The organism is Skermanella pratensis, assembly GCF_008843145.1.
GTDB classification, from domain to species: domain Bacteria; phylum Pseudomonadota; class Alphaproteobacteria; order Azospirillales; family Azospirillaceae; genus Skermanella; species Skermanella pratensis.
Genome location: NZ_CP030265.1, coordinates 5559648 through 5574361 on the forward strand (window position 1 = coordinate 5559648; position 14714 = coordinate 5574361).

11 protein-coding genes and 1 pseudogene are annotated in these 14714 nt (G+C 68.5%); 7 read left to right on the forward strand and 5 right to left on the reverse strand.

Annotated elements, in window-relative coordinates; genetic code table 11:
* Positions 1-4: 4 nt before the first annotated feature.
* The 4 genes from kdpC to DPR14_RS25555 all read left to right on the forward strand — a co-directional run bounded on the left by kdpC (position 5) and on the right by DPR14_RS25555 (position 5994).
* A complete protein-coding gene (gene kdpC / locus DPR14_RS25535) occupies positions 5-571 on the forward strand; it encodes a potassium-transporting ATPase subunit KdpC (RefSeq protein ID WP_158047656.1) in 567 nt (188 codons plus the stop codon).
* Positions 571-3246: a sensor histidine kinase gene (locus DPR14_RS25540; protein ID WP_158047657.1), complete on the forward strand. Its 2676-nt coding sequence runs from the start codon at positions 571-573 to the stop codon at positions 3244-3246. Before kdpC ends, DPR14_RS25540 begins: the two co-directional genes overlap by 1 nt.
* A 538-nt stretch (positions 3247-3784) precedes the next feature.
* The gene (gene ltrA, locus DPR14_RS25550) at positions 3785-5164 is read left to right on the forward strand and encodes a group II intron reverse transcriptase/maturase (RefSeq protein WP_343038679.1); all 1380 of its coding nucleotides are present in this window, start codon (positions 3785-3787) and stop codon (positions 5162-5164) included.
* A gap of 137 nt (positions 5165-5301) precedes the next feature.
* Positions 5302-5994 carry a response regulator gene (locus tag DPR14_RS25555; protein WP_158047658.1) on the forward strand — a complete coding sequence of 231 codons (693 nt, stop codon included), beginning with the start codon at positions 5302-5304 and terminating at the stop codon, positions 5992-5994.
* Between the two features lie 16 nt (positions 5995-6010).
* Here the strand turns inward: DPR14_RS25555 and DPR14_RS25560 are convergent, their stop codons facing one another.
* From DPR14_RS25560 to glgC, 5 genes and pseudogenes are all read right to left on the reverse strand, one after another.
* Positions 6011-6445, reverse strand: a complete 435-nt coding sequence (locus DPR14_RS25560; RefSeq protein ID WP_158047659.1) for a hypothetical protein — start codon at positions 6443-6445, stop codon at positions 6011-6013.
* A gap of 17 nt (positions 6446-6462) precedes the next feature.
* A complete protein-coding gene (locus DPR14_RS25565) occupies positions 6463-6897 on the reverse strand; it encodes a hypothetical protein (RefSeq protein ID WP_158047660.1) in 435 nt (144 codons plus the stop codon).
* A gap of 111 nt (positions 6898-7008) precedes the next feature.
* Complete coding sequence (gene recQ, locus DPR14_RS25570) at positions 7009-8901, reverse strand: DNA helicase RecQ (RefSeq protein WP_425500995.1); 1893 nt, start codon at positions 8899-8901, stop codon at positions 7009-7011.
* A gap of 85 nt (positions 8902-8986) precedes the next feature.
* Positions 8987-10450 carry a glycogen synthase GlgA gene (gene glgA, locus DPR14_RS25575; RefSeq protein ID WP_158047661.1) on the reverse strand — a complete coding sequence of 488 codons (1464 nt, stop codon included), beginning with the start codon at positions 10448-10450 and terminating at the stop codon, positions 8987-8989.
* Between the two features lie 15 nt (positions 10451-10465).
* A pseudogene (glgC, locus tag DPR14_RS25580) lies at positions 10466-11730 on the reverse strand (glucose-1-phosphate adenylyltransferase).
* Positions 11731-12339: 609 nt separating this feature from the next.
* On the opposite strand from glgC, the gene DPR14_RS25585 reads away from it, so the two are divergent.
* The 3 genes from DPR14_RS25585 to DPR14_RS25595 all read left to right on the forward strand — a co-directional run bounded on the left by DPR14_RS25585 (position 12340) and on the right by DPR14_RS25595 (position 14664).
* Positions 12340-13674, forward strand: coding sequence for an ammonium transporter (locus DPR14_RS25585; protein ID WP_158047662.1), 1335 nt, complete (start codon positions 12340-12342; stop codon positions 13672-13674).
* A 152-nt stretch (positions 13675-13826) separates the two neighbouring features.
* A complete protein-coding gene (locus DPR14_RS25590; protein WP_158047663.1) occupies positions 13827-14114 on the forward strand; it encodes a hypothetical protein in 288 nt (95 codons plus the stop codon).
* The gene (locus DPR14_RS25595) at positions 14098-14664 is read left to right on the forward strand and encodes a type II toxin-antitoxin system VapC family toxin (RefSeq protein ID WP_158047664.1); all 567 of its coding nucleotides are present in this window, start codon (positions 14098-14100) and stop codon (positions 14662-14664) included. The genes DPR14_RS25590 and DPR14_RS25595 overlap by 17 nt, the downstream gene beginning before the upstream one ends.
* Positions 14665-14714: the final 50 nt, after the last annotated feature.

The following is a 14714-nucleotide window of genomic DNA, read 5'->3' on the forward strand; positions in this document are numbered from 1 at the left end:
GAAAATGTTCAAGGAACTGAAACCGGCCCTGAAGATGCTTGCCGTGCTGACTCTCATCACCGGCGTGCTCTATCCGCTGGCCGTCACCGGGATCGCCGGCGCGCTGTTTCCGGTCCAGGCACACGGCAGCCTGGTGATGCGCGACGGCAAGGCCGTCGGCTCCGCGCTGATCGCCCAGCCCTTCGCCCGGCCGGCGCATTTCCAGCCCCGGCCCTCGGCGGTCGGGTACGAGGCCGCCGCCTCCGGCGCCTCGAACCTCGGGCCGTCCAGCGGGAAGCTGGCCGAGGATGTCCGGACCCGGACAGCGGCCCAGCAGGCGGCCAACCCGGACGCTGCGGCGCGCGGCCCGGTTCCGGTCGAACTGGTCACGGCGTCGGGCAGCGGGCTCGACCCGCATCTTTCGCCGGAGGCCGCGCTGTGGCAGGTACCGCGCATCGCGAAGGCGCGCGGCATCCCGGAAGCCGACCTGCGGGCGCTGGTCGCCCGCCTGACGGAGGGCAGGACCCTGGGCGTTTTCGGCGAGCCGCGCGTTAACGTGCTGATGCTCAACCTCGCTCTCGACGGGACCTGATGGCCGAAGCCGACCGACCCTCGCCGGAAGCGCTGCTCGCGGAAGCCAACCGCGAGCGGCGCGGCCGTCTCAAGGTTTTCCTGGGCGCGGCTCCGGGCGTGGGCAAGACCTACGCCATGCTGGAAGCCGCGCGCGACCAGCGGCTCGACGGGGTGGACGTGGTCGCCGGGATCGTCGAGACCCATGGAAGGCGCGACACCGAGGCCCTGCTCGCCGGGCTGGAGGTGGTGCCGCGCCGGCCGGTCGAGTACCGCGACCTGACCTTCCGCGAGATGGACCTGGACGCCATCCTGAAGCGCCGGCCGAGGCTGGTGCTGGTGGACGAGCTGGCGCACACCAACATCCCCGGCAGCCGGCACCTGAAGCGGCACCAAGACGTCGAAGAGATCCTGGCCGCCGGGATCGACGTCTACTCGACCCTCAACATCCAGCACCTGGAAAGCCTGAACGACGTCGTCGAGCGCATCGCCGGCATACGGGTGCGCGAGACCGTGCCCGACGGCGTGCTCCAGACCGCCGACGAGATCGAGCTGATCGACCTGCCGCCCCAGACGCTGATCAAGCGGCTGGCGGAGGGCAAGGTCTATGTCCCCGACCAGGCGCGCCGCGCGGTCGACCATTTCTTCTCCGCCGGGACCCTGACCGCGCTGCGCGAGATGGCATTGCGCGCCGCCGCCGAGCGGGTCGACGCGCAGATGGTCAACTACATGCGCGCCCACGCGATCCCCGGGCCGTGGCCGACCCGCGAGCGTATCCTAGCCTGCATCGGCGACGGCAGGGCGGTGATGCGGCTGGTCCGCACCGCCAAGCGGACGGCGGACCGCCGGCAGGCGCCGTGGATGGCTGTCCATGTGGAAACCTGGCGCCATGCCGGGTTGCCGGAGGAGGCCAAGAACCGCATCTCCGATGCCCTGCGGCTGGCCGGGCAGCTTGGCGCCGAGACCAGGGTGGTCCAGGGCGAGTCGGTGGCGGCCGAACTGCTGGACTTCGCCCGCGCCCGGAACGTCAGCCAGATCATCGCCGGCCGGCCGCGCCGCGGCGGCCTGCCGTTCCTGCGCCGGCGCAGCGTCACGGCGGAGCTGCTGGCCCGCGCCGACAGCTTCGACGTGACGGTGGTCGGCGGCGAGGACGAGGGGGAGGCCAAGCCGCCGCCGGCCGCCGCCCGCAGGAAGCGCCTGGACTGGACCGGCTACGCCGTCGCGGCCGTGGCGACCGCGACGGCCTCGGCCTGCGGCTACGGCCTCAGCCTGTTCCTGGACCTGCCCAATATCTCGCTGATTTACCTGATGGCGGTGCTGCTGGTCGCGATCCGCCACGGGCTGGGGCCGTCGATCGCCGTGTCGGTCGCCAGCTTCATGGCGTACAACTTCTTCTTCACCGATCCGCTGTTCACCTTCGACATCGCGGACACGCGGAACATCCTGACGGTCGTGTTCTTCCTGATCACCGCCTTCATCACCAGCAACCTGGCGGCCCGCGTCCGGACCCAGGTGGAGGCGACCCGGCTGAGCGCCCGGCGGACCACCAACCTCTACGATTTCAGCCGCCGGATCGCCGCGGCGGCGAACCAGGACGACGTGCTGTGGGCCGTGGTCCACCATGTGGCCTCCACGCTGCGCGGCCGCTCGCTGGTGCTGCTGCCGGAGGACGGCCGGCTCGCCGTCCGGGCCGGCTTCCCGCCGGAGGACAGGCTGGACGACAAGGCGCGGGCGGCGGCCGACTGGGCCTGGGCCAACGCCCAGCCGGCCGGCCGGGGTTCCGCCACCTTGCCGACGTCGGACTGGCTGTTCCTGCCGCTGAAGACCGGGCGCGGCCCGGTCGGCGTGCTGGGCGTGCAGATGGAAGCGGCCGGCCGCCTGCTCTCGCCGGAGGAAAGCCGCCTGCTCGACAGCCTGGCCGACCAGGCCGCCCTGGCGATCGAGCGCACCAACCTGGTCGCCGACATCGAGCACGCGCGTCTTGCGACCGAGACCGAGCGCCTGCGCTCCGCCCTGCTCTCCTCCCTGTCGCACGACCTGCGCACGCCGCTGGTCTCGATCCTGGGCGCCGCCTCCAGCCTGGTCTCCTACGAGGGGACGCTGAACCCCGCCGACCGGCTGGAGCTGGCCCAGACCATCCAGGAGGAGGCCGAGCGGCTGAACCGCTTCGTGCAGAACCTGCTGGACATGACCCGGCTGGGGTCGGGCCAGCTCCGGCCGCGTACCGACTGGGTGGACCTGCGCGACATCGTGGCGTCGGCGATCGAGCGGGGGAAGAAGCTTCTGCGCCGCCGCACGGTCAAGGTCGAGATCGATCCGGCGGTGCCGCTGCTGCGCCTGGACCCGATGCTGATGGAGCAGGTGGTCTTCAACCTGATCGACAATGCCTGCAAATACTCGCCGCCGGGAACGCCGGTCACCGTCTGGGCGGTCGCGCGCGGGGACCAGGCCATCGTCGAGGTGTGCGACCAGGGGCCGGGGATCGCCCCGGAGGACCGCGAACGGATCTTCGACATGTTATACCGGGTGGAGGACGGCGACAGCCGGACCGCCGGGACCGGCCTCGGCTTGGCGATCTGCCGCGGCATCGTCGAGGCCCACGGCGGCCGCATCTCCGCCCAGCCGGGCCTGAACGGCGCCGGCACCTGCATCGTCATGCGCCTGCCGACGGCGCCGCCGCCGGAGGTGGTCGAATGAGTTCGGTTTTCCATTATCGTCCACAGATGGACGCAGAGAGCGCCGGGAGACCGGCAAGGAGTAGCGGGTGAAAGTCCTGTACGGTGAAGGAGTAGCGACCCACACCGGCCCCGAGTCATGCGGCGGCGGTCGCGAGGCCGCCGGCGAAGCGTTGACAGGGGAGCGCATAGGCCAGCCATTGAGCCGCGTAAGAATCTCGATCCCGGATGCCGACAGGGTTCTGTGCCTGGAAGGCGATACGGCGGGGCGCGTCATGCGAGCACCCCGGCGGTCCGGCGTGGTCAGAGACCCTGGCATGTGCGGACGCTCCTTGCGCGGGAACCGGGAGATCTTCGGCGTGACCAGGGGCCGATGGCCGTCTGGTCCGCACCGGGAAGGCGAGGAGCCGTAGCCGGTGACGCACGCGCCGAAGAGGTCAGACCCATCCATAGTACCTGTGAAGCCGGCGAACGCGGACGCGGAGCCGGTGGAGGGAAGGGGTGGGGCCGAGGGGAATGCGTCTCCGCCGCACACGGGCCGGGCTCAGGACCGGGCCCCCGTGCTCTCGGGGCTGGAGCGCATACGTCAAGCGGCACGGGAGCGAAAGGAGGAGCGGTTCACCACCCTTCTGACGCACGTGGATACCGACCTGCTGCGCTTTGCCTATCGGGCATTGAAGCGGGACGCGGCACCGGGTGTGGACGGAATGACGTGGCGGGAGTACGCGGAGGGGCTGGAGGAACGGCTGGCGGACCTGAAGGACCGCGTGCATTCCGGCCGCTACCGGGCGCACCCGTCACGCCGGCATGTCATCCCCAAGCCGGACGGCCGGATGCGGCCGCTCGGGATCGCGGCGCTGGAGGACAAGATCGTCCAGCGGGCGCTGGTGGAGGTGCTGAACGCCATCTACGAGGAAGACTTCCTCGGCTTCTCCTACGGCTTCCGGCCGGGACGGGGGCAGCACGACGCGCTCGACGCGTTGGCGGTGGCGATCGGCGAGTGCCGGGTGAACTGGATCCTGGATGCCGATATCCGGGCGTTCTTCGACAGCATCGACCACACCTGGATGATGCGGTTCCTGGAACACCGGATCGGCGATGCCCGCGTCCTGCGGCTGATCCGCAAGTGGCTGACGGTCGGCGTGGTGGACGAGACGGGGAAACGGCAGCCGGCGACGGCCGGCAGCCCGCAAGGGGCGGTGGCATCGCCACTGCTGGCCAACGTCTATCTCCACTACGTCTACGACCTGTGGGTCCGGCAGTGGCGCCAGCGCCACGCGACCGGGACCATGGTCGTGGTGCGCTACGCCGACGACACCGTCGTCGGGTTCGAGCACCGGTCGGACGCCGAGCGGTTCCTCGCGGACTTGCGGGAGCGCCTGGCGCGGTTCGCCCTGGAACTGAACGCCGACAAGACCCGCCTGATCGAGTTCGGCCGGCAGGCACAGGCCGACCGGGCCAAGCGCGGCGCGGGAAAACCGGAGACCTTCGACTTCCTGGGCTTCACCCACATCTGTGGGCGGTCCCGGCGTGGCGGCTTCCTGCTGCGACGCCAGACCCGGCGCCAGCGCAAGCAGGCCAAGCTCAAGGAAATCAAGGAGGAACTCCGGCGGCGCTGGCACCAGGGCATCCCGGAGCAAGGCCGGTGGCTGGGACAGGTGATGAGCGGCTTCTACGCCTACTTCGCCGTCCCGACCAACTACCGGGCCCTTGCCAACCTGCGCTACCATGTCGGCGTCCTGTGGATGAGGGCGCTGCGTCGGCGCAGCCAGAAGGACAAGACACCGTGGGACAAACTCACGCGCCTTGCCGATCACTGGCTGCCACGGCCGCGCATCATTCATCCCTGGCCCGGAAACCGCTTCCGCGTCAAACACCCAAGGTGGGAGCCGGATGCCTTAATCGGGCACGTCCGGTTCTGTGCGGGGGGCGCCCGGTAACGGGCGTCCCTACCGCGATTGGACACAGTTAGGAAAACCGCCGGGGGATCGACTCCTGCCTCGGGCCTGCAGTGCATTCCAAGGATATCTGTGTCCAGCTGCGTCCATCTGTGGATAATTCAGAACGGGCCGTGTGAATGCTGACGATCCTGGTGATCGACGACGAACCGCAGATCCGCAGGTTCCTGCGGATCAGCCTGACCGCGTCGGGCTATCGCGTGGTGGAGGCGGAGACCGGCGCAGGAGGGATCGAGGCCGCCGCGGCCGAGCGGCCCGACCTGGTGATCCTGGACCTGGGCCTGCCGGACATCGACGGGCAGGAGGTGATCACGGCAATCCGCGAGGGCGGCCCCGTCCCGATCATCGTGCTGTCGGTCCGGTCCGACGAGACGGACAAGGTCGAGGCGCTGGACCGCGGCGCCGACGACTACATGGTCAAGCCGTTCGGGATCGGCGAGCTGATGGCGCGTATCCGGGCGGCATCACGCCAGCGCGGCGGCGCCGAGGCCGATCCGGACAGGCTGGTGATCGGCGGGCTGACGATCGACCTGGCCCGGCGCCTTGCCGTCCGCGACGGAACCGAACAGCGCCTGTCGCCCAAGGAGCATGCGTTGCTCAGCCTGCTGGTCCGCAACCGCGACAAGATCCTGACCCACGGCCAGATCCTGAAGGAGGTCTGGGGGCCCGCCCATGCCCACGACACCGTCTATCTCCGCGTCTATGTCAACCAGCTCCGCCAGAAGCTGGAAGCCGACCCCGGCCGCCCGGCGCTGATCATCACCGAGCCGGGCGTCGGCTACCGGCTCAGGACGGGCAGTCCCCCGGGTTGACCGATAACCAATGGTCTCAATGCCGCGATATGCCGCCGGAAACCAGGTTGCCGGCCTTGCCGGTCTCCTTGACCACGGTGGTGGTGATGCGGCTGTAGGTCATCATGGATGTCCGCATGTCGCGGATCATCGCGGACATGCCCATGTCGATGTCCTCGAAATAGATGATGGTCGTCGGGTGTCCGTTCAGGTTGCAGCAGCCATGGATGAACTTCTCCTGCTTAAGCCGGAACAGGAACAGTCCGGTCACCTCGCAGGGGGTGCCGAACAGGCTTTCGCCGACCAGCTTCAGCGTGGCCTTTATCAGCGGGCTCTTCTCCTTCTTGCCCAGCGCCATGAAGCTGGGATGGCACGCGATCTCGTCGAAGAAGATCCGGTAGACGCGGCCGAAATCCTCGTCGATGACCAGGACCTTCTTCATTTCCTCAAGCTTGAGCTTGTAGCCGCTCATGGTCGTTTCCCGTCCGGTCACTGGATCGTGCCGGGGCCGGGGGCGACGGGGCCGGATTCCAACCCCTCCCGCCCCTCCAGCAGCGAAATGCGGGCATAGGTCATGGCGCCGGTGCTGAAGTCGGTGGAGACCGCGACCAGGCCCACGTCCACGTCCTCGAAATAAAGGACCGTGGCCAGGCAGCCGTTCATCATGCAGCCGCCATGGACGAACTTGTCAGCCTCCATCCTGAACAGGGCGAGTCCATGGACGGTGCAATTCGGGCCGAGCACCCGGCAGCCGACCTGCTCGAACGCGGCCTTCAGCAGGGGGATGTCGGCGGCCTTGCCCGCGGCGATGAAGTCGGGGTTCATGCCCAGGTCGTCGAAGAACTTCTCCTGCACCCGGGCGAAGCTGTCCGCCGTCAGGAGGGTGCTCTTCAGCTCTTCGAGCTTGCTGGCGTAATCGGCCATGGCGGCATCCGATGCGAAGGTGACGGCAGGCCCCGGCTTTGTCCGGTCCGTCACGCCATCGTACACATGCCGGAGGGGACCGAAACGCGCGTTTGGCCGCACCCCGCGGCGCTACCCGTGTTGGCGGACCACGTCCAGGAAGGCGTCGCCGTAGCGCTCCAGCTTGCTGGCGCCGATGCCGGCGATCCGGCCCATGCTCCCGGCGTCGCGCGGCTTCTGGCGGACGATCTCCAGCAGGGTGCTGTCGTGGAAGATGACATAGGGCGGCACGCCCTGGGCGCGCGCCAGTTCCAGGCGGCAGGCCTTGAGCTTGTGCCACAGGTCGTCGTCGGCCGGCCCGAGCACGGCGGGGGCGCTGCTGCCGCCGCGGCTGCCGCGCTGGGCGCGGAGCGACTTCTTGACCGCCGCCTGGTTGTCGCGGCGCAGCCGGATGCCCTGCTGGCCCTTCAGCACCGGGGCGGCCGACCGGGTCAGGTGGAGCGCGCCGTAGCCCTCGTGGTCGACCTTCAAGTAACCGGCTGCGACCAGCTGGCGGTAGACCGAACCCCATTCCTGCTTGCTCATGTCCGACCCGACGCCGAAGGTCTTGATCCGGTCATGGCCGAACTTGGCGACCTTCTCCGTCACGGTGCCGCGCAGCACGTCGATCAGGTGGCCGGTGCCGAACATCTGGCCGGTGCGGTAGACGGCGGCCAGCGCCTTCTGCGCCGCGATGCTGCCGTCGAAGGTCTCGACCGGCTCCAGGCAGGTGTCGCAGTTGCCGCAGGGTTCCGGCAGCACCTCGCCGAAATAGTTCAGCAGCACCTGCCGGCGGCAGGCGGCGGTCTCGCAGAAGCCGATCAGGGCTTCGAGCTTGTGGCGCTCGATCCGCTTGATCTCGACCGGGGCCTCGCTGGATTCCAGCATCTGGCGCATCGCGACCACGTCGGACAGGCCGTAGGCCATCCAGGCGTCGGCCGGCAAGCCGTCGCGGCCGGCGCGCCCCGTCTCCTGGTAATAGGCCTCCATGCTCTTGGGCAGGTCCAGGTGGGCGACGAAGCGCACGTTGGGCTTGTCGATGCCCATGCCGAAGGCGACCGTGGCGACCACGATCACACCCTCGCCCTTGATGAAGCGGTCCTGGTTGGCCTCCCGCGTCTGGGCGTCCAGGCCGGCATGGTAGGGCACCACCTCGCGGCCCTGGGCGGCGAGCCAGGCCGCCGTCTCGTCCACCTTGGCGCGGCTGAGGCAATAGACGATGCCGGCGTCCTCGGCATGGTGGGTCTGGATGAAGGACCAGAGCTGGCGTCTCGGCTCCTGCTTGGGCACCACGCGGTAGGTGATGTTGGGCCGGTCGAAGCTGTCGATGAAGACCTTGGCGTCGCCCAGGTTGAGCCGCGCCTGGATATCCGCCCGGGTCTGCTCGTCGGCGGTCGCGGTCAACGCCACCCGCGGCACCGTGGGGAACCGCTCGTGCAGGATCGACAGCTGAAGGTATTCCGGCCGGAAGTCGTGCCCCCACTGGGACACACAGTGCGCCTCGTCCAGCGCGAACAGGCAGACCCGGCTGCGCTCCAGCAGGTCGAGGAAGCGGGGCGTGACCAGCCGCTCCGGCGCCACGTAGATCAGGTCCAGCTCGCCCTGCGCCACCTGCCGCTCGACCTCGGCGGCGTCGCGCCAGTCGAGCGAGGAGTTCAGGTAGGCGGCGTTGACGCCGACCTGGCGCAGGGCGTCGACCTGGTCGCGCATCAATGCTATCAGCGGCGAGACGACGACCGCGACGCCGGGACGCACCAGGGCCGGGATCTGGAAGCACAGCGACTTGCCGCCGCCGGTCGGCATCAGCACCAGGGCATCGCCGCCGGCGATCACATGATCGATGATCCGTGCCTGCTGGCCCCGGAAGGCGTCATAGCCGTAGACCCGCCGAAGCGTTTCCAGCGCCGCATCCCGGCCATGGGCGGGCCGGCCGCCGGTCGGGCGGCCACCGGCGGGCCCACCATTGATCGACAGGGCTTGGCTCAAAATCTTGAGAGGTTTTCGGGTTCGGTACGCAAGCCCTATGCATCGCACAGAAGGACCCCCGATGTGAACCGGATAATATTCCGGCTCACTCGTCGGGGTAAACCGTTCGGTACATCTCCAGATAGCGCCGGGCCGAGGCCGCCCAGGAGAAGTCCTTGCGCATCGCGGCCCGCTGGACCGAGCGCCAGCGCGCCGGGTCCCGGTACAGGGCGACGGCCCGGCGGCAGGCCCATGCCAGGTCCTCCACCGTGGCGTGGTCGAACACGAAGCCGGTCGCCTCCCCCCGGTCGATCGCCCAGTCCTGGGCGTCGGCCACGGTATCGGCCAGGCCGCCGACCCGGCGGACCAAAGGCAGCGTGCCGTAGCGCAGGCCGTAGAGCTGGATCAGCCCGCACGGCTCCGACCGGGACGGCAGCATGATCACGTCCGTCCCCGCCTGGATGCGGTGCGACAGCGGCTCGTCGTAGCCGACATGGACGCCGACCTGCCCGCGGTGGCGTTCCGCCAGGTCGCGGAAACCGTCCTCCAACCAGCCCTCGCCGCTGCCCAGCACGGCGAACTGGGCGCCCTCGGCCACCAGCGCCGGGATCGCGGACAGCAGCAGGTCGAACCCCTTCATGGGCGTCAGCCGGCTGACCACGCCGAACAGCGGCGCGCCGTCGCGCTGCTCCAGCCCGAACTCCTCCCTCAGCGCCGTCTTGCTGGCCGCCTTGTCCTCCAGGCTGTCCAGGTCGTAGGGCCGGACCAGGGCCGGATCGACCGCCGGCGACCAGACGCCGTAGTCGACCCCGTTCAGGATGCCCCACAGGTCGCCCGCCCGGGACGCCAGCAGGCCGTGCAGGCCCCAGCCGCCGTCCGGCGACTGGATCTCCTCCGCATAGGTCGGGCTGACGGTGCTGATCCGGTCGGCATAGAACAGCCCCGCCTTCAGGAAGCCGATCTGGCCGTAATACTCCAGCCCGTCCACCGTGAAGCTCGTGGCGGGCAGCTGGAGTTCGGCGAGCAGGCCCGCGGGGAACAGGCCCTGGTAGGCGATGTTGTGGATGGTCAGGACCGTGGCCGGGCGCGGGCCGGCCCGCTGCTCCCGGCCCAGTTCCAGGTAGGCGGGAGCCAGGCCGGACTGCCAGTCATGGCCGTGGACCACGTCCGGCCGCCAGCGCAGCCCTCCGTCCGGACCGCCGAGCCAGGCGGCGACCCAGCCGAGCAGGGCGAAGCGCAGGTGGTTGTCCGGCCAGTCGCGGTTGTCCGGCCCCAGGTAGGGATTGCCCGGCCTGTCGTACAGTTCGGGCGCGTCGACCGCGTAGCAGGGCACGCCGTCGGGCGTGCGGCCCAGCATCAGGACGGAGCCGCCCCGGGTCCAGGGATCGGCGAGGGTGCGGACCGGCCTGAGGTCGGCCAGTTTCGCCAGGACCGCGGGATAGCCCGGCACCAGCAGCCGGGCGTCGATCCCGATCTCGATCTGGGCGGCGGGCAGGGCCGCGGCGACGTCGGCCAGGCCCCCCGTCTTGATCAGCGGATAGACTTCGGAAGCGACATGGAGAACGCGCATTTTCGAAACGTCTCCTCAGGCGCCCAGGCGGGCGAGCATGTCGCGGGTGATCAGCGTCACCCCGATTCGGTGCGGTGGAAACGCCGGGCGTCCTCGTCCGGGTTCTCCCCCACCACCAGGTGGTCGGGGATGCGGCAGCCGCGGTCGACCACCACCTTCGTCAGCCGGGCGTGCCGGCCGATGTCGCACTGGGGCAGCACGACCGCCTCGGTCAGGCTGGAATAGGAGTTGGCCCGGACCGAGCTGAACAGCAGCGATCCGGTGATCCTGGCGCCTGAGATGATGCAGCCGCCCGATACCAGGCTGTCCACCGCCATGCCGCGCCGGTCGTCGCTGTCGAACACGAACTTGGCCGGCGGCAGCTGCTCCTGGTAGGTGAAGATCGGCCACTGCCTGTCGTAGAGGTTCAGGTCCGGCGTCACCTTGGTCAGGTCCAGGTTGGCCTCCCAGTAGGCGTCGATCGTGCCGACGTCGCGCCAGTACGGCTCGGCCTCGGGCTGGCTGTAGATGCAGCTGTCCTGGAAGCGATGGGCCATCACCTTGGCGCGCGGCACCAGGTAGGGGATCAGGTCCTTGCCGAAGTCGCGGCTGGAGGTCGGGTCGGCGGCGTCGCGCCGGAGCTGGTCGTACAGGAACTTGGCATTGAAGACGTAGATCCCCATGCTGGCCAGCGCCTTGTCCGGCTTTCCGGGGATCGCCGGCGGGTCGGCCGGCTTCTCCAGGAAGCTGACGACTTGGTCGTGGTCGTCCACATGCATCACGCCGAAGCCGGTCGCGTTCATGCGAGGCACCTCGACGCAGGGGACGGTCACGTCGGCGCCCCGGCTGATGTGCCACTCCAGCATGGCGGCGTAGTCCATCTTGTAGATGTGGTCGCCGGCCAGGATCAGCACGTGCTCGGCGCCGTGGCCCTGCAGGATGTCCAGGTTCTGGTACACGGCGTCGGCGGTGCCTTGGTACCAGGAGGTCTCGTCGATGCGCTGCTGGGCCGGCAGGAAATCGACGAACTCGTTGATCTCGCCGCGCAGGAAGCCCCAGCCGCGCTGGAGATGGACCAGAAGGCTGTGGGACTTGTACTGGGTGATGACGCTGATCCGGCGGAACCCGGAATTGATGCAGTTGGACAGCGCGAAATCGATGATGCGGAACTTGCCGCCGAAATGGACCGCCGGCTTGGCGCGCCGGTCGGTGAGCTGCTTCAGGCGGCTGCCTCGCCCCCCGGCGAGCACCAGCGCGATGGCGCGTCGCGGCGCGATCCGCAGTTCACGTTCGATAGCCACTGTGGATTTCTCCTTGACCCTATGTGAGGACCCTTGCCGGGAGACCTTCTCGTTGGATGCCTCGCTGGATGCGGTTCCGGACCGGGCCCGGAGCGGGCGGCACCTTGGATCCGGGCGCATCCTTGCCGCCACCCTGCCACATTTCGCTGCCGGGAGCCAACTCAACGAGGGAGCGCACAGGGCGGTTGCCGAAGCACCCACGGTCGAAACGGGGTGTGGATCTCCAAAACTGCCTGTTTTTTAAGCGACTTCCCGAAACGGTCGTGTTTGGGAAGAATTATGTCAAAGGCACGGCACGTTTCGCCCTTTGTTTCCGCTTTCTTCGTCCCCGCCGGACCCCGGTATATCGCCTTTTTTTTAAGCAAATAGCGGGCTCCGATCCGGTCCGCTGCCCGGCCCGTGCGCGGCGGTCCGCGCGGCAACCGCCGAAACTGCTCATTTTTCGAGCGGCACGGATCTTGAAACGATGGGCAGGCCTTGGGGCCTCGGCCGGTTTCGCCGATGCCCGCCGCCCGAACCCGTAAAAGGATCAGGCTCCGGACCGCACCGCCGGTCCGGGTCCCAAGATCGAGCGGGCCGTGTCGAACTGATCGAGAGGATGAGTTTAGAATGAGCCGTCTGTTTGCCTTCGCTGTTCCGCTGCTTGCGGCGATATTGGGAGCGGTCGCCTTGCCGGCCGGCGCGCTGGCCCAGACCGAAGCCCCCACCATCGACACGGGCGATACCGCCTGGATGCTGACCTCGACCGCGCTGGTCCTGATGATGACCATCCCGGGCCTGGCCCTGTTCTACGGCGGCATGGTCCGCAAGATGAACCTGCTGGCCACCGTGATGCAGAGCTTCGCGATCTGCTGCCTCGTCGCCGTGCTGTGGGTGCTGGTCGGGTACAGCATCGCGTTCGGCAACGGGAACGCCTATTTCGGCGACTTCTCCAAGGTGCTGATGGCCGGCATGGACATGTCCGCGCCGTTCACCCTGGGCGCCGGACTGGAGGCTCCGGTCGCCTTCACGATCCCCGAATCGGTGTTCGTGATGTTCCAGATGACCTTCGCGATCATCACCCCGGCGCTGATCACCGGCGCCTTCGCCGACCGCATGAAGTTCTCGGCCATGCTGCTGTTCACCGGCTTCTGGTCGCTCCTGGTCTACGCCCCGGTCGCCCACTGGGTCTGGCATCCGAACGGCTTCCTGTTCGCCGACGGCGTGCTGGACTTCGCCGGCGGCACCGTCGTCCACATCAATGCCGGCATCGCCGGGCTGGTCGCGGCCATCGTGGTCGGCAAGCGCCGCGGCTACCCGACCGAGCATTTCGTCCCCAACAACCTGGTGCTCAGCCTGATCGGCGCCTCGCTTCTGTGGGTGGGCTGGTTCGGCTTCAACGCCGGCTCGGCCGGTGCCGCCAACGGCCGCGCCGGCATGGCGATGCTGGTCACCATGGTCGCCGCCGCGGCCGCGGCCCTGGCCTGGATGTTCGCGGAGTGGATCGCCAAGGGCAAGCCGAGCGTGCTCGGCATCATCTCCGGCGCGATCGGCGGCCTGGTCGCCATCACCCCGGCCTCGGGCTTCGTCGACGCGGGCGGCGCCCTGGTGATCGGCATCGTCTCGGGCGTGGTCTGCTTCTGGGGCGCCACCAGCCTCAAATACATGCTGGGCTATGACGACAGCCTGGACGCCTTCGGCGTGCATGGCGTCGGCGGCATCGTCGGCGCGGTCCTGACCGGCGTGTTCGCCAAGGAAGCGATCGGCGGCTATCCAGGATTGCTGGAAGGCAACGGCGCCCAGGTCGTCACCCAGCTCTGGGGCATCGCCGCCACCATCGTGTGGAGCGCCGTCGCCTCCTTCGTCCTGCTGAAGGTGATCGACGTGGTCGTCGGCCTGCGGGTCAGCGAGGACGTCGAGCGCGAAGGCCTCGACCTCGCCCTGCACGGCGAAGCGGTCCACTGACCGCGGCTGCCCGATCCGGGCGCAAGAAAGTCCAAGCCGCCGCCGGGGCTCCCCCGGCGGCGGTTTCTTTTTTGCTTCGGCCGACCGGCTCGCTCCCGTACTTCAAAACTGATATGTTGTAGAACACACTGACGAAGGCGCAGGAGGCGCACATGACCGGCGGTCAGGACATTCAGGCGTTCGAGCACAACCCGAGGGTCGCCGAAGTGATCAGGGAGGCCAGGAACCGCGGCCTGCTGGACACCAGGAGCAAACCGACCGGCGGAAGGCTTTACGAAGCCCTGCTCGAAGAGGCCAAGCGCGTATCGGGCATCACGGGCACGACGGAACTTCTGACCTATGCTTTGGCGAAGGTGGCGGTCGAAGACGATTTCGGCCAGAAACTGCTTGCCAGGAAAGGCAAGGTGCCGAGGGGCACGTTCAGTGGAGACGGAGCTTGAAAAGGCGCTCCGGCGCATCAAGCCGGGGCGCCACAAGGGAACATTGTCCCGGCGCCCGGACAGCGAACTGCCGTTCGTGGGCATCGACGAGCCCCCGCACCCTCTGCTTATCGACACGACCGTGTACGTCGATACCCTGGAGGGAACTCTTCCACCCGAGGCGGAAAAGCTTCTCGAGATCCGAAGCCTGTTCCACCATACGGTCGCTCTCGGCGAGCTTGCACATCTGTTCGGACGGCTGAAGCCGGATCACGACGACACGGCCAGTCACCTCGATGAGTTGGCCGGGGTGATCGGAGACATTCCGGCGCACCGCCTGGAAAGCACGACGTCGCCCCGGGTCATGATCGAGGCCGGTATCGTCAACGGCCTCATGTTCCGGCTCGGGGGGTCCGCTCCGGGACAAGAGGTGGCCGCCCTCAACGACGCCACCCTCTATCTTCATGCCCTGCACCGGGGATACACGGTTCTCACGCGCAACATCCGCGACTTCGACTTCATCAACCAGATCGTCCCTGCCGGGCGCATGCTCTTCTATCGGCGGATTTGAACCGGCATATCCGCCCCGTTCCTGATGTTCCATCGCAGCGACGGCCGATA